Origin of the sequence: Hymenobacter psoromatis, from assembly GCA_001596155.1 — a bacterium.
Taxonomy (GTDB): domain Bacteria; phylum Bacteroidota; class Bacteroidia; order Cytophagales; family Hymenobacteraceae; genus Hymenobacter.
The window spans coordinates 2,054,666-2,073,171 of record CP014771.1; the positions used below are offsets into that span (position 1 = coordinate 2,054,666).

Annotated in this window: 16 protein-coding genes and 1 pseudogene; 11 read left to right on the plus strand and 6 right to left on the minus strand. The window is 60.1% G+C overall.

What is annotated here, in order from left to right:
* Nucleotides 1-379 precede the first annotated feature (379 nt).
* The 9 genes from A0257_08740 to A0257_08780 all read left to right on the plus strand — a co-directional run bounded on the left by A0257_08740 (nucleotide 380) and on the right by A0257_08780 (nucleotide 9,094).
* On the plus strand, nucleotides 380-2,167 hold the full coding sequence (locus A0257_08740; GenBank protein AMR29687.1) for a hypothetical protein: 1,788 nt from the start codon (nucleotides 380-382) through the stop codon (nucleotides 2,165-2,167).
* Nucleotides 2,168-2,238: 71 nt separating this feature from the next.
* A complete protein-coding gene (locus A0257_08745; protein AMR27177.1) occupies nucleotides 2,239-2,586 on the plus strand; it encodes a hypothetical protein in 348 nt (115 codons plus the stop codon).
* A gap of 84 nt (nucleotides 2,587-2,670) precedes the next feature.
* The gene (locus A0257_08750; protein AMR27178.1) at nucleotides 2,671-4,563 is read left to right on the plus strand and encodes an antibiotic ABC transporter ATP-binding protein; all 1,893 of its coding nucleotides are present in this window, start codon (nucleotides 2,671-2,673) and stop codon (nucleotides 4,561-4,563) included.
* A gap of 66 nt (nucleotides 4,564-4,629) precedes the next feature.
* Entirely contained in the window at nucleotides 4,630-5,049 is a 420-nt protein-coding gene (locus A0257_08755; protein AMR27179.1) for a hypothetical protein, read from the plus strand.
* A 10-nt stretch (nucleotides 5,050-5,059) separates the two neighbouring features.
* Nucleotides 5,060-5,641: a phosphoheptose isomerase gene (gene gmhA / locus A0257_08760; GenBank protein ID AMR27180.1), complete on the plus strand. Its 582-nt coding sequence runs from the start codon at nucleotides 5,060-5,062 to the stop codon at nucleotides 5,639-5,641.
* Between the two features lie 201 nt (nucleotides 5,642-5,842).
* Nucleotides 5,843-7,381, plus strand: coding sequence for a magnesium chelatase (locus tag A0257_08765; GenBank protein AMR27181.1), 1,539 nt, complete (start codon nucleotides 5,843-5,845; stop codon nucleotides 7,379-7,381).
* Nucleotides 7,382-7,400: 19 nt separating this feature from the next.
* Nucleotides 7,401-7,712, plus strand: coding sequence for a hypothetical protein (locus tag A0257_08770; GenBank protein ID AMR27182.1), 312 nt, complete (start codon nucleotides 7,401-7,403; stop codon nucleotides 7,710-7,712).
* A complete protein-coding gene (locus A0257_08775; protein ID AMR27183.1) occupies nucleotides 7,684-8,067 on the plus strand; it encodes a hypothetical protein in 384 nt (127 codons plus the stop codon). Before A0257_08770 ends, A0257_08775 begins: the two co-directional genes overlap by 29 nt.
* Nucleotides 8,060-9,094, plus strand: coding sequence for a dihydroorotate dehydrogenase (locus A0257_08780; protein AMR29688.1), 1,035 nt, complete (start codon nucleotides 8,060-8,062; stop codon nucleotides 9,092-9,094). Before A0257_08775 ends, A0257_08780 begins: the two co-directional genes overlap by 8 nt.
* Here A0257_08780 and A0257_08785 read toward each other — a convergent pair.
* The gene (locus A0257_08785) at nucleotides 9,091-9,780 is read right to left on the minus strand and encodes a hypothetical protein (GenBank protein AMR27184.1); all 690 of its coding nucleotides are present in this window, start codon (nucleotides 9,778-9,780) and stop codon (nucleotides 9,091-9,093) included. The genes A0257_08780 and A0257_08785 overlap by 4 nt on opposite strands.
* 164 nt (nucleotides 9,781-9,944) lie before the next feature.
* Nucleotides 9,945-11,030 carry a hypothetical protein gene (locus A0257_08790; GenBank protein AMR27185.1) on the minus strand — a complete coding sequence of 362 codons (1,086 nt, stop codon included), beginning with the start codon at nucleotides 11,028-11,030 and terminating at the stop codon, nucleotides 9,945-9,947.
* Between the two features lie 265 nt (nucleotides 11,031-11,295).
* Here A0257_08790 and A0257_08795 point away from each other — a divergent pair, with 265 nt between their 5' ends.
* On the plus strand, nucleotides 11,296-11,997 hold the full coding sequence (locus A0257_08795; GenBank protein ID AMR27186.1) for a hypothetical protein: 702 nt from the start codon (nucleotides 11,296-11,298) through the stop codon (nucleotides 11,995-11,997).
* Between the two features lie 132 nt (nucleotides 11,998-12,129).
* Nucleotides 12,130-12,762 carry a hypothetical protein gene (locus A0257_08800; protein ID AMR27187.1) on the plus strand — a complete coding sequence of 211 codons (633 nt, stop codon included), beginning with the start codon at nucleotides 12,130-12,132 and terminating at the stop codon, nucleotides 12,760-12,762.
* A 232-nt stretch (nucleotides 12,763-12,994) separates the two neighbouring features.
* On the opposite strand, the gene A0257_08805 is transcribed toward A0257_08800, so the two are convergent.
* From A0257_08805 to A0257_08820, 4 genes and pseudogenes are all read right to left on the minus strand, one after another.
* Nucleotides 12,995-14,365 (minus strand): peptidase dimerization domain protein, encoded by a 1,371-nt coding sequence (locus tag A0257_08805; protein AMR27188.1) that lies wholly within the window; start codon nucleotides 14,363-14,365, stop codon nucleotides 12,995-12,997.
* Between the two features lie 265 nt (nucleotides 14,366-14,630).
* Nucleotides 14,631-15,860 (minus strand): annotated as a pseudogene (locus tag A0257_08810) (dihydropyrimidine dehydrogenase subunit B).
* 141 nt (nucleotides 15,861-16,001) lie between these two features.
* Nucleotides 16,002-17,324 carry a hypothetical protein gene (locus A0257_08815; GenBank protein AMR27189.1) on the minus strand — a complete coding sequence of 441 codons (1,323 nt, stop codon included), beginning with the start codon at nucleotides 17,322-17,324 and terminating at the stop codon, nucleotides 16,002-16,004.
* Between the two features lie 149 nt (nucleotides 17,325-17,473).
* Nucleotides 17,474-18,307, minus strand: coding sequence for an acyltransferase (locus A0257_08820; GenBank protein ID AMR29689.1), 834 nt, complete (start codon nucleotides 18,305-18,307; stop codon nucleotides 17,474-17,476).
* Nucleotides 18,308-18,506: the final 199 nt, after the last annotated feature.

Below are 18,506 nucleotides of genomic sequence, written 5' to 3' on the forward strand. Positions count from 1 at the left end.
ACGTCATTCCGAGCTTGCCGAGGAATCTCGCTCGCATTGTGGAACAAAGCCCGAACGACTACGAGCGAGATTCCTCGGCAAGCTCGGAATGACGTTCTTTATTCCCCACTACCTACTACCCATTATCCATTACCTACTACCCATTCCCCATTACCCAAACCGGCCGACGTAATTTTGGGCGACTTGCCTTCTTTATGGTGATTTTTAGTTGATGAAATACTACTTATCCTTCTTGTTGCTTGGGCTGGCTGGCCCGCTCGCGGCGCAAACTACGCCTACCCCCCCCCCCGAGCCCAATTCGGCCAACTGGTATATTTTCAACAAGCCGCTGGCGGAAGATGCCAAAGCGCAGCAGCCCGAGCCCAGCGACGCGAAAGCGCTGCGCGCGTATGGCCGCCGGGCCTTGCGCACGCCGCGCACGCCCTACCAGGGCAATTTATACGTGCCGCTCGACCCGAATACCTACCGCCTGCTGGACCGCTACGCCATTAAGTACGGCCCCGATTCGTTGCACGACCCGCACACCAGCGTGCGGCCCTACACCCGCGCGGCGGCGGCGCACCTGGGCGAGCGCATGCTGGGCGAGGAAGCGCCGGATTCGTTTGACCCGGACAAGGCCACGCCCGGCTTATCGCGGGCTGATTTATTTAATGCCCAATATCTGCTCAAGGATAACTGGATGTATGCCGCGCAGGGCGACAGCCTCAACCAGAGCAAGCAGCCGTTTCTGACGTATTTCTACCGCGACCAGACCGACCTGTACAGCGTGCAGACCACCGATTTTTCCTTTCGCCTGAACCCCGTGCTGCTGTTGCAAGCCGGCGCGGACCGCGGCGACAACAGCATTGGCGGGCTGCGCTACGTGAACACGCGCGGCGCCGCTTTCGAGGGCATTATTGACCAGCGGCTGGGCTTCTACGGTTTTTTTGCTGACAACCAGGAGGCGGTGCCGGGCTGGGTGCAGGCGCAAATCCGGCGCGATAACATCGTGCCCCACGAGGGCTATTGGAAGGATTTTAAGACGGTAGGGGGCAGCGCCTACGACTTTTTTACGGCGCGGGGCGGCATCACCTACGCGGCGACCAAGCACATTAACGTGCAGCTTGCGCACGACCGCAATTTTATCGGCAACGGCTACCGCTCACTGATTCTAAGCGATTATAGCGCGCCGTATTTCTTTCTGAAGCTGAACACGCGGGTCTGGAAATTCAATTACCAGAATATTTTTGCCGAGCTTACGGCCCGCCGCAGCATCAGCGGGGCCGACTCGCTATACCCCAAAAAATACCTGGCCCTGCACCACCTCAGCCTCGACGTGACCGATAATTTCAACATCGGCATGTTTGAGTCGGAAGTATCGGGTGGGCCGGGGCGCGGGCTGGAACTCCAGTACCTGAACCCGGTTATTTTCTACCGCGCCATTGAGCAGCAGGTGGGCTCGACGGACAACGCGCTGCTGGGCCTCGACTTTAAGTGGAACATCAAGCACCGCGCTCAGCTCTACGGCCAGCTGGTGCTCGACGAGTTTAAGCTGAGTGAAATCAGGGCCGGCAACGGCTGGTGGAGCAACAAGCAGGCCATCCAGCTCGGCGGCAAGCTGATTGATTTGGGCGGCATCCGCAACCTGGATTTGCAAGTCGAATTCAATTATATTCGTCCCTACACCTATCAGCACGAGACCCTGTACACGGCCTACGAAAACTACCAGCAGCCGCTGGCTCACCCGATGGGCGCCAACCTGGCGGAGATACTCGGCGTGCTCAGCTACCAGCCCCTACCCCGCCTCAACCTGGTGGCGAAGGTTTTCTACTCCAAGCAGGGCCTGGACTATACGTATAGCCAGGTTGGCCAGCCCGTTCCCAATAGCAATTACGGCTCCAACCCCTTGCAGCCCTACAACAACCGCCCGCTGCTGCCCAATGGCCAGCTCCAGGATTACGGCTACCGGGTGGGCGGCGGCAACACCAGCCACCTCTTCCACGGCGACCTCACGGCCACGTACCAGCCGCGCCTCAACCTCTTTATCGATGCTACGCTCATCGTGCGCCATCAGTCGATTAATCAAGTGTTGACTTACCCGAACGGCGGGATGATTGGCAACGGCACGGAAGTGTACCCGTCGGTGGCGCTGCGCTGGAACATCGCCCAGCGCCTGAACGAATTTTAATCGCGGATTGACGCGGATTTCGCAGATTCGGACGGCGCGGGCTAGGGGTTTTTCTTTTTTCTTTTCGGCTGATGAGTACTACTACCTTTTTATATCGGCCGGTTAATCAGGCGGAGCTAGACCTGATTGCGGCCAGCGGCTGGCGGGCGTTTCCGCCCCGGCTGCCCGAGCAGCCTGTCTTCTATCCCGTGCTGAACGAGGACTACGCGGCGCAAATCAGCCGCGACTGGAACGTACCTTACTACGGCGTGGGCCACGTGGTGCGCTTCGCGGTTGACACGGACTACCTGGCGCAGTTCGCTGTGCAAAACGTGGGCGACGCGCAGCACAATGAGCTAGGAGTGCCCGCCGGGCAGCTCGCCGAATTCAACGAGCACATCCAAGGCCAAATTGACGTAACGGCTACCTTCCACCGTTGAGCAAGCTCGCCTCTCCCCCCTTCGCCAGCACCGCCCGCTGACGCTCGAATCTGCGAAATCCGCGCCATCCGTTAAATCTGCGATTTGAAGACTTACCTGCGCCTGCTGAGCTTTGCCCGCCCCTACGGTAATTTCCTGCCGCGGTATATCCTATACACTACGCTGGGAATATTCTTTGGCATTGCCAATTTCACGCTGCTCATCCCACTACTCAGCGTGTTATTCGACACGAAGAATATAGTAGCGACGGCGGTCCCGCCTACCCTGCCTCATTTTGCAGCTTCCTCGGCTTACTTACTCGAACTAGGGCATTTTCTACAAAAAGCCTTCTCCATTAGCTACGTCAAAGACCTTTTTAACTACCACCTTGCGCGGGTAGTGGCCACGAACGGTCGGCAGGGTGCCCTGGCCTACGTATGCGCTATCATTATCGTATCCGTCTTTTTTAGCAACGTATTTCGCTACCTGGGTGGCCGGTTGCTGGCCGGCGTGCGGGCGCGGGTGGTGCGCAACGTGCGCGGCACGCTCTTCGGCCGCATCACCGAGCTGGAGCTGGGCTACTTTTCGAACGAGCGCAAGGGCGACCTCATCTCGCGCCTCACCAACGACGTGCAGGAAGTCGAAATATCGGTGGTCAACACGCTCACGGCAGTCTTCAAAGAGCCCCTCAACATTGTCGGCATCTTCCTAATACTGCTTTCCATGTCGGTGCGGCTCACGCTGTTTTCGCTGGTGCTGCTGCCCATTTCGGGCGGCATCATCGCTAGCGTGTCGAAGCGGCTGCGGCGGCACGCCACCATCAGCCAGACCACGCTGGGGGCCATGCTTTCGGTGATTGAGGAAACGCTGGGCGGGATGCGGGTCATTAAGGGGTTTAATGCGCGCCGCTACGTGCTGGATAAGTTCGACTTTCAAAATGACCTCTACGCCCGCACCACCCGCGACATCGACAACACCCGCGACCTGGCCTCGCCGTTCTCTGAGTTTGCGGGCGTCACGGTGGTGGCGGGGCTGCTTTACTACGGCGGCTCGCTGGTGCTGAGCGGCCAGGCAGGGTTGTCGGCCGAGGCATTTATAGGGTACATCCTCCTGTTTTCGCAAATCCTGACGCCCGCCAAAAATCTCTCGGGGGCGTTTGGCGGCATCCAGCGCGGGCTGGTGGCCGGGGCGCGGGTGCTGGCCGTTATCGACACCGAGCCCAACGTGCGCGACCGGCCGGGGGCGATGGCCCTACCCCCCTTCCAGGAGCAGGTGGAGCTACGCAATGTGAGTTTTCACTACGGCGACGTGCCGGTGCTCTACGACCTGAACCTGACCGTGAAAAAGGGCCAGACCATCGCGCTAGTCGGCCCCAGCGGCGGCGGCAAAAGCACGCTCGCCGACCTGCTGCCCCGCTTCTACGACCCCAGCGCCGGCCAGGTGCTCATCGACGGCCATGACGTGCGCGACTGCACGCTTCACTCAGTGCGGGCGCAGATGGGCATCGTAACGCAGGAAAGTATCCTATTTAATGACACGATTTATAACAATATTAAATTCAACACCGAAGCCACGGAGGAACAAGTGATTGAAGCCGCTAAAACGGCCAACGCGCACGACTTCATCATGGCCTCGTCCGAGGGCTACCAGACCAGCATCGGCGACCGGGGCGGACGGCTGAGCGGCGGGCAGCGCCAGCGCCTGAGCATCGCGCGGGCCGTGTTGCGCAACCCGCCGATTCTGATTCTGGACGAAGCTACCTCGGCGCTCGACACCGAGAGCGAAAAGCTGGTGCAGGAAGCCCTCACGCGCCTCATGGCCGCGCGCACGTCGCTCGTTATTGCCCATCGCCTCAGCACGGTGCGCCACGCCGATGAGATTATCGTGCTTCAGCACGGCCGCATTGTGGAGCGCGGCACCCACGACGAGCTTTCGCGGCGCCCCGGCGGCCTCTACCAGCGCCTGAGCCAGCTGCAAACCAACGCGGCGCTGGTCTGAACGTAAGCGGAAGTAGCGAGCCCGACGGTTCACCTTATTTTTAGCCCTACCCCTCTTTTATTTGCCATGTCTTTTATCAAACGCGCCGTTACGGTGCTGGCCCTCATCTACTTGCTGCTGGCCCTGCTGATTCTGTTTTTTCCGTTCGTGCGCTCGTCCACGGTGGGTATTTTCAGCGTGTATAGCCTGCCGATGGAAGTGAACCTGCTGCTGGGTTTCATGTGGATGAGCGTGGCGGTGGTGGGCTTGCTGCTGATTTTTGAAAATATCGACAGCGGCCTGTTGCGCCGCACCGTGGGCAAGCAGGAGCAGAAAATCAACGAGTTGAAGGCCCAGCTTTTTGATGCCAAAAAGCCGCTGGGCGCGCCGGCCTACCCCACCCCGGCCGCGCCAACGTCGCCGGGCGTGGCCTACCCCACCGCCGACCAGGCCCGCCGGGCCGGGCCGCCGCCCAACTTCCCTACCCCCCCACCCACCATCTATTAGCCGACCCCGCTTGCACCTCCCCGACCTCATCCGCGCCGAGTTGACCGAAGCTCGCGCCGTGCTCGATTCCTTTCTGGCTGATGAAGCCAACCTCCAGCGCATTGCCGACGCGGCCCAGCTTTTCGCCACCAGCCTCAACAATGGCGGCAAGGCCCTGACCTGCGGCAACGGCGGCAGCCTCTGCGACGCCCAGCATTTTGCCGAGGAACTGAGCGGCCGCTACCGCCAAAACCGCCGCGCCCTGGCCGCCATCGCCCTCACCGAAGCTTCGCACATGACCTGCGTGGCCAATGATTTTGGCTTTGAGTTTGTGTTCAGCCGCTTCGTGGAGGCGCTGGGCCGGCCCGGCGACGTGCTGCTGGCCATCAGCACCAGCGGTAATTCGCCCAACATCCTGCGCGCCGCCGAGGCTGCTAAAGAATTAGGGATGAAGGTAGTAAGCCTCACCGGCAAAGACGGCGGCCAGCTCGCCGCCCTCAGCGACGTCGAAATCCGGGTGCCGCACTTTGGCTTCGCCGACCGCATTCAGGAGGTGCATATCAAGGCCATTCATATTATGATATTGCTGATTGAGCAGCTGGTAGCCGCTTGATACAGAACGAAAAAGAACGTCATGCTCGTCTGGCGTCCGCTTGTCGAAGCATCTCTACCACGCCGTTAAAGTTAGTAATTCTAACGGCGTGGTAGAGATGCTTCGACAAGCGGACGCCAGATGAGCATGACGTTCTTTTTCGTTCTGTCTGATGTTCCTTTGCAAGAACAATTCTTATACTGAAGAGATTATACTGACCTAATGCTAACCAAAACTTACGGCTCGGCCGTGCAGGGCGTCAATGCCTATACCATTACTATTGAAGTAGTTGTCACGGCCGGTACGCTATTCTATGTGGTAGGCTTGGCCGATAGTGCGATTAAAGAGAGCCAGCAGCGCATTGAGTCGGCGCTGAAACTGCGCGGCTACCGGATGCCGCGCACCAAGGTGGTCGTGAATATGGCACCGGCCGATATTCGCAAGGAGGGCGCGGCCTACGATTTGCCCATCGCGCTGGGCATTTTGCATGCCTCGCAGCAGCTGACTACCGACAACCTGGGCGACTATATTATTATGGGCGAGCTGTCGCTCGATGGTGCGCTGCGGCCCATCAAGGGCGTGCTGCCGATTGCCATTCAGGCGCGCAAGGAGGGGTTTAAGGGCATCATTTTGCCCAAGGAAAACGCGCAGGAAGCGGCCATCGTGAATAACCTGGACGTGATTCCGGTGGAGACGATGCAGCAGGCCATCGATTTTTTTGAGGGTAGGGAAACCATTGAGCCCATGCGCATTGACACGCGCGACATTTTCCAGCACACTGCCAACCAGTATGCCGCCGACTTTGCCGACGTGCAGGGCCAGGAAAACATCAAGCGGGCGCTGGAAATAGCGGCGGCCGGCGGCCACAACGTGATTATGATTGGCCCGCCCGGCGCGGGTAAAACCATGCTGGCCAAGCGCTTGCCTACCATCCTACCCCCCCTCAATATGCAGGAGGCGCTCGAAACCACCAAGATTCACTCGGTGGCTGGCAAGCTGGGCACGGGCCAGGGCTTGCTGAACCAACGGCCCTTCCGCGCCCCGCACCACACGATTTCGGACGTGGCGCTGGTGGGCGGGGGTAGCAACCCGCAGCCAGGCGAAATCTCGCTTTCGCACAACGGCGTGCTGTTTCTGGACGAGCTGCCGGAGTTCAAGCGCACGGTGCTGGAGGTGATGCGCCAGCCGCTGGAAGAGCGCCGCGTAACGATTTCGCGGGCCAAAGTGAGCATTGATTTTCCGGCCAATTTCATGCTCATCGCCAGCATGAATCCTTGTCCCTGTGGGTATTACAATCATCCTGACAAAGAATGCGTGTGCGGGCCGGGGGTGGTGCAAAAGTATCTGAACAAAGTGTCGGGGCCGCTGCTCGACCGCATCGACCTGCACGTGGAGGTGACGCCCGTCACCTTCGACCAAATGACGGAAACCCGCAAATCTGAAACCAGCCACGACATTCAACTGCGCGTGGAGAAAGCCCGCGAAATCCAGACCCAGCGCTTCGCCGACCACCCCGATACGCACTCCAACGCCATGATGCCCTCGCAGATGGTGAAGGACATTTGCGAGATAAGCCAGGCCGGCCGCACCTTGCTCAAAACGGCGATGGAGCGCCTCGGCCTCAGCGCCCGCGCCTACGACCGCATCCTGAAAGTGGCCCGCACCATCGCCGACCTGGCGGGCACCGACGAAATCCAGATTCAGCATCTGGCCGAGGCCATTCAGTACCGGAGTTTGGATAGGGAAGGCTGGGCGGGGTGATTTTGCCGTACTTTGTGGTATGCCTCAGCTCCCCCACTCGCTCGATTACATCCGCCAGGTGCTGGCCGATTATTTTGCCGATAAGCCGGTACGGCGGGTGCAGATTTTTGGCTCGTACGCGCGGGGCGAGGCCACGGCCGAGTCCGATTTGGACTTGCTTATTGAATTAGAGCATCCGGTTGGCTGGGAATACTTTAGCTATGCCGACGATTTACAGGTAAGGCTGGGGCTAAAAGTTGACCTGGGCAGTAGTGTTTCAGATTATATTTTTCGCTATATCAGCAAAGACCTCCAAACGCTTTATGAACGCCAAGAAAGACAGGCCGCGTGACCCCGACCGCGCCCGCCACATGGTGGTTGCGGCCAAGCTTATCATCTCGTTTACGCAGGGACGCACTTTTCAGGATTTTCTGTCTGATTTGCTGTTTCAATCGGCGGTGGAGCGGCAGTTTGAGATTTTAGGAGAAGCTAGTTCGCACATCTCGACGGCTACTCAAAAAATGTGGCCTTCAATCGAATGGGTGCAGATTAAGAATTTTCGCAATCTACTGGCCCACGAGTACTTCCGTACTGATTACGCACAAGTTTGGAATATTGCCATCAATATGCTGCCCGCCTTATTGCCGACGTTAGAGGACCTATTCATTGACCTCGACCAGCAATTTGGCCCCGATGCCAGTGTATAAATCCGTCGTTAAACCGCTGCTTTTCAAACTCGACGCTGAGCGGGCGCACCACTTCGTATTCAATAATCTAAGGCGGGCGGCGCGGCTGCCGGGTACCGGCGCGCTGTTGCGCGGCCTCTACGACTACCGGCACCCTAGCTTGGTGCGGGAGGTTTTCGGGCTGAAATTTCCGAACCCGGTGGGGCTGGCGGCGGGCTTTGACAAGAACGCGGTGCTGACCGATGAGCTGGCCACGCTGGGCTTTGGCTTCGTGGAAATTGGGACGGTGACGCCCCGGCCGCAGCCCGGCAACCCTACCCCCCGATTATTTCGCTTGCCGCAGGACGCGGCGCTGATTAACCGCATGGGCTTCAACAACGACGGGGCGGCGGCCGTGGCGGCGCGGCTGGCGCGGCGGCAAAACCAGCAGCTCATCATCGGCGGCAACATCGGCAAGAACAAGGACACGCCCAACGAGCGGGCGGCCGACGACTACGTGGCGGCCTTCGAGGCGCTGGCCGAGGTGGTCGATTATTTCGTGGTGAACGTCAGCTCGCCCAACACACCGGGCCTACGCGAGTTGCAGGATAAAAAGCCGCTCATCCGCCTCTTGCAACAGGTGCAGGCAGTGAATTTGGCGCGCCCTACCCCCCGCCCGCTGCTGCTCAAAATCGCGCCCGACCTCACCAACGCGCAGCTCGACGACATCCTGGAAATAGCCCGCGAAACGCGGCTCAGCGGCCTGGTGGCCACGAACACGACCATCGGCCGCGCCGGGCTCACCACGCCTACCCCCACCGTGGCGGCCTATGGCGCGGGCGGCCTCAGCGGCCGGCCCCTGCGGGCGCGGGCCACCGAGGTCATCGCCTACCTGCACCAAAAAAGCCGGGGCGAACTGCCGATTATCGGGGCGGGCGGCATCCACTCGGCCCAGGATGCGCTGGAAAAGCTGGCCGCCGGTGCCACGCTGGTGCAGCTCTACACGGGCTTTATCTACGAAGGGCCGGGGCTGGTTGGGCGAATTAACCGGGTGCTGGCGCGGGGCTAGGCAGCTTCGGCCTCGTTGAGTGCTATGCGCTCGCTTTTGGCCCCGGTGCCACCCACGTAGCGACGCTGCGTCCAGAGCATATACGGCACGCCTAGTAGCGAGGGCCACAGGAAATTCCAGGGCCAGGGAATGAAGTGCAGGCTGGTGGCCGAAAAGGCCGACACGGCCGCGATGTAGGCACCTATAAAACCCGAAATGTGGTTGCGCAGCCACTGGCCCGGCCGGGGTGGGGTAGGGCGCAGGTAGCTTCGAAGCTGAGTACCGGTGCGCACTACGCCGGCCAGGCCAAATACGATGGCTGGCACGATGTCGTGCCGCAGGCCGTAGTAGCCAAAAAAACTGAACACCGGCAGGCCGACGCCCACCATCAGCCAATCGACCCAGGCAGGCCGCTGGCCTTGGTTGAGCTGCTTGAGGTAGAGCGCCCGGTAGCCAAATGCCGCTAGGTACAGGCTGAATATACCGGTGATGAACAGGAACACCAGCGCTACCTCGCGCCCGGTCGGCAATGGCATAAATAGCACTTGCAGCCCGGCCAGCAGCAGCGAGGTGGTGCCCGCCACCACCATCGCCCAGAAAAAAACCAGTCCCCAGCGCCGGTGCGCCACGCCACCCTTGCGCACGGCTAGCGCCACCGGCGCCACGAAGAAACCCGTAAAGCCCGCCGCGATGTGCAGGTAGAGCATAGCGCGCAAAAACGTAGAGAGCATGGGTCGCGCGAGCCGCCGGGAGGTTAGCACCGGTTCGCATCCCAAAGGTGCGGCCGCGCCCGGCCCCTACCCCCCGCTTTTTGTCCCAAGCGTAGCCCACGCTCGTTAAAGCCGCCAATAAGCGCCCTCAAGCGTGGCGGCTACAGCCTAACACCCACCTTAAACTCGATGACATCGGCTGTGGCCACGTGCGCCTTCAGGTCAATGTCGGCAAAAAACAGATTGGTAACCTGATACTTGAGGCCAATACGTTCGTAGAAAAAAGGGTTCGACTTGTAGGGATTATAGACGTAGAACCCCAGGTGCGTAACCAGCGCCAGCCGCCCGAACAATAGCTCGTGCCCCACGAAAGCGCCGGCTTTTTTCACGTCGGGCAGGTGGTCCTGGCTGCGGGCAGTGTCGCGCAGCGCGGCCAGCAGCGAGCGGTCGTCGAAGCCCTCCACGCCCACCAGCAGGTTGCTTTTGCGGTTCACGCGCCGGCCGGCGGCCAGCGTCACCGAGTTCACGAGGTAATGTCGTGGGTCGCCGCCGCTGCGCTGCTTATATCCCAGGCTGGTGCTGATATTCCAGAAATTATGCCCGACATCAGTCGGGTCGGGGGCCAGGGCGGTGGCCGTGGGCACCGGCCGCAGCTGGTGGTAGTTGAGGCCCAGCAGCAGGGTAGGCAGGTTGATGCCGAAGTTGGGCTTGGCCGTGGCCCCGTTGGAGTAGTGGTTGAGTGCCAGGCCCATGAGCAGGCCCAGGTGTTGGCCGATGGCCACGTCATACTCCAGGCGCATTTGCAGGGCAGCGTTCAGCGGCGAGCTCACGAACGTGTTCTTCCGGTTGCTAGAGAGGTCGTAGTGCTGGGGGAAATACGCCAGGCCCGTGCCCAGCCGGAAGCTCAGGTCGTGGCGCGCCGTGCGGCTGATGGGCTTGCTGAAATACACCGACGCGGCATAGCTCTGGCCCAGAATGGGGTTGTGGTAGTCGTAATACACCAGGGCCAGGCCCACCTTGGGATAGTTGTACCAGCCGTGCCAGGGCGCGGCCCCGGTGGTCTGGCGCTGCACGTTTAGCTCGAAGCCCGTGGGGTGCGATGCTACAAGGTGCGCCACCGGTGCCGTATGGCTGATAATGATGGCACCTTGCGCATAGGCTCCAAAAATAAATGGGGCCGGCGGTGCAACGCGCAGCGAGTCGCCGGGCCTCATCTGAGCAGCTTGGCCGTGGCGCGCGGCTCCCAACGCACTCAACAGAAATGCAACACTAACTACGTAGCGTTGAATACGCTGCGAATTCCAATGACAATGACGCATAAAAGGAAGCGGGCAAACCTATTCCAAAGCTACGTCCTGCCTGAGGCCAGCCCAACGGCTACCGCGGAAAATCAAAATTTACGCAGAATGTAACCCTGTCCCAGCCACACCAAGTATAAGGCGCATTCCTGGTCAAATGTCATTAATTATTCTATCACTACCCGGCCAGGGGTTATTAACCCATTTTTCAGTCATGAAAAAAGTACTTCTTTCCCTCGCACTTCTAGCCGGTTTTGCCGGCGCTGCCAACGCCCAGAGCGGCGTGGTAAAATATGGTATCAAGGGTGGTTTCAACCTCAGTTCGTACACCGGTGGTGGCGACACTGGCTCAAGCACCGGCTTCAAGCCCGGCTTCGCGGCCGGCCTCCTCGTCAACTACGGCCTGTCGGACATGACTTCGCTGCAAGTCGAAGGCCTGTACTCGCAAAAGGGTGCCTTCATCGACCAAGCGAACTACCCCGCCGGCAGCACGCTGGCTCCGTACAACGGCTATCAGTACCGCTCCACGCTCTCCTATATCGATGTGCCAGTGCTATTTAAGGTCAACACGGGCGAGGCTGGCAAAGGTCTGTTTTTCGAGCTCGGCCCGCAGGCCAGCTTCGCGCTGGGCGACCGTGAGTTCTTCCGCCCGCAGGGTGAGAAGGCTGGCAGCCCCAAAGAAGTGACGGTGTTCAACAGCCGTGACCGCCTGGTGCCGGTGGGCGTTGGCTACGTAGGTGGCATTGGCTACCAGATTACTAGCGGCCTGGGCCTGGGCTTGCGCTACACCGGCAGCTTCTCGAACGTGTATAAGGATGGCTTTGGCACCGGCAGTGCCCCGCTGCAAGGCAGCAATAACTTCCATAACGGCGTGTTCCAGTTCCAGGTACACTACCTGTTTGGCGGCAAAGGCTAAGCGCTTGTTTGCTTAACAAAGTTTGTCAGAAAGCCAGTTTCCCGATGGGAAACTGGCTTTCTTCATTTCCCTACCCCCGCTTGCAAAGCCAATGTCCGTAGCTTTGCCCCATCCATCACCCGTAGGTTTCTGATGAAAAAAACTACTTTTATGCTTTTCGCCCTGCTTGCCGGGGGTAGCACCGTGGCCCACGCGCAGTACCGCGGGCGCGGCGGCAACGTGTCGCTAGGTCTCAAAGCCGGCGCTTCGCTCACCAATTTTGTGGGTCCTGATGCTTATGACACGAATGGCCACCGTTTCGACAGCCGCTTTGGCTTCCACGCGGGGATTTTTGCCAATATTGGCTTTGCCCGGCTATTCGCTTTTCAGCCCGAATTAATTTATTCGCAAAAAGGCGTCAAGATTAACGGAGCTGACGCCGGCATTCGGATGCACTACCTCGACGTGCCGCTAGCCTTTCACGTCAATACCGACGGCTTTTTCTTTGAGGCCGGACCGCAGGTAGGTTTTTTGTTGGCCGCCCAATCCGAGGCTGGCAGCGTATCCTACAACTTACAGAGTGGCAGCAGTAAGGCTTACAAAGATGTTGATTTTGGCTACTTAGCGGGTCTGGGCTACCAGCTAAAGCATGGCCTGGGCGCGGGCCTGCGCTACAATGGGGCCTTCAGTAACTTCCCGACTTCTTCCATGAGCAGCAACTCGACGGTGCAGACCCGCGCCCGCAACAGCGCATTTCAGCTCTACGCCACTTATTCGTTCAACTAATTAACTACTATTACGCAACGGGGAGTAGCGCGAACGTTGTAGTTCGCGTCCCCGCGCCGTTAAAGCCAGTAGAACGGCGCGGGGACGCGAACTACAACGTTCGCGCTACTCCCCGTTACTATCTCGAATAAGATAGGGCGTAACAGCAGTTTGTAAGCCGTTCCCTACCCCCATCAAAAAGCCCGAACGTTGCAGAACGTTCGGGCTTTTTGATGGGGGTAGGGAACGCGAGTTACCGCGCCGCCGCGTATTCTTTGTAGAATTCGGGAATGGTTTCGATGCCTTTCAGGAAGTTGAAGACGCCGAAGCTCTCATTGGGCGAGTGGATGGCGTCGGAGTCCAGCCCGAAGCCGAGCAGCACCGAGTCGAGGCCCAGCTCACTCTTAAACATGGCCACGATGGGAATGGAGCCGCCGCCGCGCGTGGGCACTGGCTTCTTGCCAAAAGTGGTGGTAAGCGCCTTAGCAGCAGCGCGGTAGGCAGCCGAGTCGGTGGGCGTCACCACGGGCTCGCCGCCGTGGTGGGGCGTCACCTTCACGGTGATGCCGGCGGGCGCGATGCTGGCGAAGTGCTTCTGGAACAGCGCCGTAATTTCGTCGCTGGTCTGGTGCGGCACCAGGCGCATCGAGATTTTGGCGTAGGCCTTGCTGGCAATCACCGTTTTAGCGCCCTCGCCGGTGTAGCCGCCCCAGATGCCGTTCACGTCGAGCGTGGGCCGGATGCTGGTGCGCTCGGGAGTAGTAAATCCTTTTTCACCCACGGCGGCGGGCAGGCCGATGCTCTGCTTAAACTCCTTCTCCGAAAACGGGGCCTGGGCCATTTCGGCGCGCTCGGCGGCGCTCAGTTCGTCCACGTTGTCGTAGAAGCCGGGGATGGTGATGTGGCGGTTCGCGTCGTGCAGGCTGCTAATCATGTCGCAGAGCGCGTTGATGGGGTTCATCACGGCCCCGCCGTAGAGGCCCGAGTGCAGGTCGCGGTTGGGGCCGGTCACTTCCACCTCGTGGTAGCTGAGACCGCGCAAACCCACCTCGATGCTGGGCACGTCGTTGGCCAGAATGCCGGTGTCGGAGATGAGCATAACGTCGGCTTTCAACTTCTCTTTGTTAGCTTTCACGAAGATAGCCAGGTTGTTAGAGCCAATTTCTTCCTCACCCTCAAACATAAACTTGATGTTGCAGGGTGCGCCGGTGCCACCGTCGCGCAGCATCATTTCCAACGCCTTCACGTGCATATACACCTGGCCTTTGTCGTCGCAAGCCCCACGGGCGTAGATTTTCTCGTCCTTAATTACCGGCTCAAAAGGCGGCGAAGTCCACAGCTCGTAAGGGTCGGCGGGCTGCACGTCGTAGTGGCCATACACGAGCACGGTCGGCCGGTCGGGGCCGGCAAAATACTCACCATACACGATAGGATTGCCGGCCGTGGGGCAAATTTCCACGCCTTGAGCGCCGGCTTCTTCAAGCTTGGTTTTCAGAAAATCGGCCGCCTTAAGCACGTCGCCGTGAAACTTAGGGTCGGCCGACACGGACGGGATGCGGAGCCAGTCCATTAGCTCTTCGAGAAAGCGATTCTGATGTTGGGTGAGGTAGGCGGGGGTAGGCATAAGTGGAAAGGAAATAATGGGAGCGCAAAAGTAGCCTGCTAACCGCAAGCCGGGCGCGTATTACTGCCAACGCCTCCTTTCAGACGACTAGCGCCACCTTTTACCGTGCAAATTATTCTGACTTATATTCTATAAATCCTAATGCCCGCGCCTTGCCAGGCAGCGTCTTGTGGCGCTCCTTGCCCAGCGCGGCGGCCGGCTCGGGCACCCAATGGTGGCGGCCGCCGGCCAACTCGTCATTGAAGGTGGTCGGAACGTTGCCCGCCGCGGTTCGCTCCCGCCAGGTGAGGTGCTGGGTGCCGTCGTCGAGGCGGTCCATCGTAATGCACTCATCCACTGGGCATACCAGCGAACAAAGGTTGCAGCCCACGCAGTTTTCTTCGATGATGGCAGGCGTGCGGGTGCCCGCCTGCAGCCGGATGGCTTGGTGCGCGCCGTCTTCGCAAGCCGTGTAGCAGAGCTGGCAACCGATGCACTTCTCTTCGTGAATGTGGGCCTTCACCTGGTACTTCATGTTGAGGTCTTCCCAGTGCCGCACGTTAGGCAAGGCCTTGCCCACGAAGTCGTTGACGGTCTGAAAATTCTTCTCCACCATGTATTGCTCCAGCCCGCTTACCATCTCCCGAATGATGCCGAAGCCGAAGTGCATGGCCGCCGTACATACCTGCACCGAGCTGGCACCCAGCAAGATATGCTCTACGGCATCGCGCCAGCTCTCGATGCCGCCGATGCCCGAGATGGGCAGACGCACGTCGGGGTGCTGGGCGCAGTTTTTGACCATGTTCAGGGCAATGGGCTTCACGGCCGGGCCGCAGTAGCCGCCGTTCGTGCCCTGCCCATCCACGAGGGGGTAGGGCGCAAAGTGGTCGATATCGACGCCCACGATGCTTTGAATGGTGTTTATCAGCGAAATGGCGTCGGCCCCGCCGCGGCGCGCCGCCATCGCCGGCTCGGTAATGTCGGAGATATTGGGCGTGAGCTTCACAATGACGGGCTTCTGGGCCACTTCCATCACCCACTCCACTATCATCTGCAATATTTTGGGCTCCTGCCCCACCGCCGAGCCCATGCCGCGCTCGCACATGCCGTGCGGGCAGCCAAAATTCAGCTCGAAGCCATCGGCCCCCGCGTCCTGGCTCTGCCGCACGATGTCGTGCCACTCCTGCCGGCTCTGCACCATGAGCGAGGCGATGACGGCGTGGTTGGGAAAGCGCTTCTTGACCTCCGAAATCTCGCGCAAATTGTCAGCCAGCGGGCGGTCCGAAATCAGCTCGATGTTGTTGAAGCCCACCAGCCGCTTATCGCGGTAGTTGACCCCGCCGTAGCGGCTCGACACGTTGATAACGGGCACCCCGAGGGTTTTCCACACCGCGCCGCCCCAGCCCGCGTCGAAGGCTTTCATCACCTGGTAGCCCGAGTTGGTGGGCGGTGCCGAAGCCAGCCAAAACGGGTTGGGCGACTTGATGCCGGCGAAGTTTATGGAGAGGTCTGGCATACTACACAAGGATAAAAAAGAACGTCATGTCGAGCTTGCCGAGACATCTCGCAGGCAGCAGTAATTTGAACGTCAGGAGTTACTACCCCACGCGAGATGTCTCGGCAAGCTCGACATGACGTTCTTTTTGGCGCACAAAAACTACTTACTCAAAAACGCGTGAATGCCCCGCGCCGCCACCTTGGCTTCGGCGGCGGCGTTCACTACTTCGGCCCCGCCGTTGCGGGCGTCGCCGGAGGCAAAGTATTGGGGGTTAGTGGTCTGGCCCACGGCGTCGGCCACGATGCGGCCCCGGCCGTCCAGCTCCAGGCCCGGAATGTGGTGCAGAAAATGCGTCTGCTTGGCCTGGCCGGTAGCTTTAATCACCATGTCGCAGGGCTGCGTGAACTCGGTGCCGGGCACTTCGCGCACACGGCCATCCACCACCGCCGTGCGGATGAAGCGCACGCCCGTCACGTATTCCTCGCCCAGAATTTCGAGCGGGGCCACGTTGAACAGGCCCCGTACCCCTACCCCCTTTGCCAAGTCGTATTCGAAATGATAAGCACCCATCTCGTCCTTGCCGCGCCGGTAGGCCAGAACCACGCTCTCGGCTCCCAGCCGCGCCGCCTCGGAGGCCGCGTCCATCGCGGTGTTGCCGCCGCCCAGCACCACCACCGTGCGGCCCACCGCCGTGCCCGCCTGCCGCTGCCGCAGCTCTTCGATAAACTCGACCGCGCCCACGCAATTCGCTTTGTCCTCGCCGGGCAGGCCCAGCGCGCTGGTATGCCCCAGGCCGATGCCCAGGAAAATGGCGTCGTACTGGGCTTCGAGCGCGGCCAGGTCGGCGCGGCCGGTGATAGGCGCATTGTAGCGCACCTCGTAGCCAAACTGCCCTTGTAGATACGCCATCTCGGCCAAAGCTTCCTCGTTGGTGATTTTATACGGCGCCACGCCATAAAGCGTGAGGCCCGAAGGCTGCGCCTTGGCCTCAAAAACTACTACCTCATAGCCCAGCGCCCGCAGCTCGCAGGCGGCCGAAATGCCAGCCGGCCCCGCCCCGATAACGGCCACGCGCTGGCCAGTGGCCGGGCCGGGCGCGAAGAGCTGCTTGTTCTCCGCAATGGCCTGGGTAGTGGCGTAGCTCTGCAAACGGCCGATTTCTATCGGCTTCACGTCCTGCAAGTTATACACGCAGGCACCCTCGCACAGCACCTCCGTGGGGCACACCTTGCCGCAGGCGTTACCGAAGTAGTTAGCCTCGTAAATGGTGCGCGCCGACCCGGTGACATTGCCCGAGTTTATCTGCCGGATAAACTGCGGAATGTCAATGCCCGACGGGCAGGCCGTGATGCACGGCGCGTCGAAGCAAAACAAACAGCGCGCGCTTTCATACAGCGCCTCGTTGCGGCTCATGTCGGGCTTGAGCTGCGCGAAGTTCTCCGCGAACTCCTGGGCGGTGGTAGGGGTAGTGAATTCGGCCATTTCGTTTATTTATAAGTCGCGTAATACCGTTTATCATTGCGAGCGCAGCGCGGCAATCGCACCCGAACGATGGACGAACAAGCGGCGCGGGTGTCGTTCTGGGGCGATTGCCGCGATGCGCTCGCAAGGACAAACGGCAGGTAGTAACCCTACAATTCCACCAGCTTCCCGTACGTCTCGGGCCGGCGGTCGCGGAAAAACTGCCAGGTGGCGCGCACTTCGTCAATCATATCGAGGTCGAATTCCGCAATCAGCAGCTCGTCCTTGTACTCATCGGCCTGCTTGATAATCTGGCCGCGCGGGTCCACGAAGTAGCTGGTGCCGTAGAAGCGGCCCAGGTTCCAGGGTTTTTCCTCGCCTACCCGGTTGATGCAGCCCATGAAGTAGCCGTTGGCCGCCGCGTGGGCGGGCTGCTCCAGCTTCCAGAGATATTGCGAGAGGCCGGCCACCGTGGCCGAAGGGTTGTACACGATTTCGGCCCCGTTCAGGCCCAGCACGCGCGCGCCGTCGGGGAAATGGCGGTCGTAGCAGATGTACACGCCCACCTTGGCGTAGCGGGTTTGAAAGACGGGGTAGCCCAGGTTGCCGGGTTTGAAGAAGTACTTCTCCCAGAAGCCGTTGGTGTGCGGAATGTGGTTTTTGCGGTACTTGCCCAGGTAGGTGCCGTCGGCGTCAATCACGGCCGCCGTGTTGTAGAGCACGCCCGCCGACTCGCGCTCGTACACGGGCACAATCATCACCATCTGGTACTTTTTGGCATATTCGGCCATGCGCTCGGTGGTGGGGCCGGGCACCGACTCGGCCGAAGCGTACCACGTCTGGTTTTGGCCGGGGCAGAAATACGGCGTGTTGAAAATCTCCTGCAAGCAGAGAATCTGCACGCCCTGCCGGCCGGCTTCCTCAATCAGCGGCAGGTGCTTCTGCACCATCGCTTCCTTGATTTCTTCGATAGAGCCTTCGCCCTCGGTCATCGGCAGGCTCATCTGGATGAGGCCGGATTTGATAATGCGCGCCATAGGTTTTGGTTGGTTGCTTATGGTTGGTTGATTAATACCGCTTCGTTTTCATCGTCTGTCATTGCGAGCCTGCGAAGCAATCGTACCTGCACGAGTCGTTTGGATGTCGTGCTGGTGCGATTGCTTCGCAGCCTCGCAATGACAGACAAGTTTGGACTGCCTGCCC

What these genes read in the sequence shown, in the direction of transcription:
- A0257_08745 (AMR27177.1), top strand. Translation starts at nt 2,239, where the DNA reads ATGAGTACTACTACCTTTTTATATCGGCCGGTTAATCAGGCGGAGCTA.
- A0257_08755 (AMR27179.1), top strand. Translation starts at nt 4,630, where the DNA reads ATGTCTTTTATCAAACGCGCCGTTACGGTGCTGGCCCTCATCTACTTG.
- A0257_08765 (AMR27181.1), top strand. Translation starts at nt 5,843, where the DNA reads ATGCTAACCAAAACTTACGGCTCGGCCGTGCAGGGCGTCAATGCCTAT.
- A0257_08770 (AMR27182.1), top strand. Translation starts at nt 7,401, where the DNA reads ATGCCTCAGCTCCCCCACTCGCTCGATTACATCCGCCAGGTGCTGGCC.
- A0257_08775 (AMR27183.1), top strand. Translation starts at nt 7,684, where the DNA reads ATGAACGCCAAGAAAGACAGGCCGCGTGACCCCGACCGCGCCCGCCAC.
- A0257_08785 (AMR27184.1), bottom strand. Translation starts at nt 9,780, where the DNA reads ATGCTCTACCTGCACATCGCGGCGGGCTTTACGGGTTTCTTCGTGGCG.
- A0257_08795 (AMR27186.1), top strand. Translation starts at nt 11,296, where the DNA reads ATGAAAAAAGTACTTCTTTCCCTCGCACTTCTAGCCGGTTTTGCCGGC.
- A0257_08800 (AMR27187.1), top strand. Translation starts at nt 12,130, where the DNA reads ATGAAAAAAACTACTTTTATGCTTTTCGCCCTGCTTGCCGGGGGTAGC.
- A0257_08805 (AMR27188.1), bottom strand. Translation starts at nt 14,365, where the DNA reads ATGCCTACCCCCGCCTACCTCACCCAACATCAGAATCGCTTTCTCGAA.
- A0257_08815 (AMR27189.1), bottom strand. Translation starts at nt 17,324, where the DNA reads ATGGCCGAATTCACTACCCCTACCACCGCCCAGGAGTTCGCGGAGAAC.
- A0257_08820 (AMR29689.1), bottom strand. Translation starts at nt 18,307, where the DNA reads ATGAGCCTGCCGATGACCGAGGGCGAAGGCTCTATCGAAGAAATCAAG.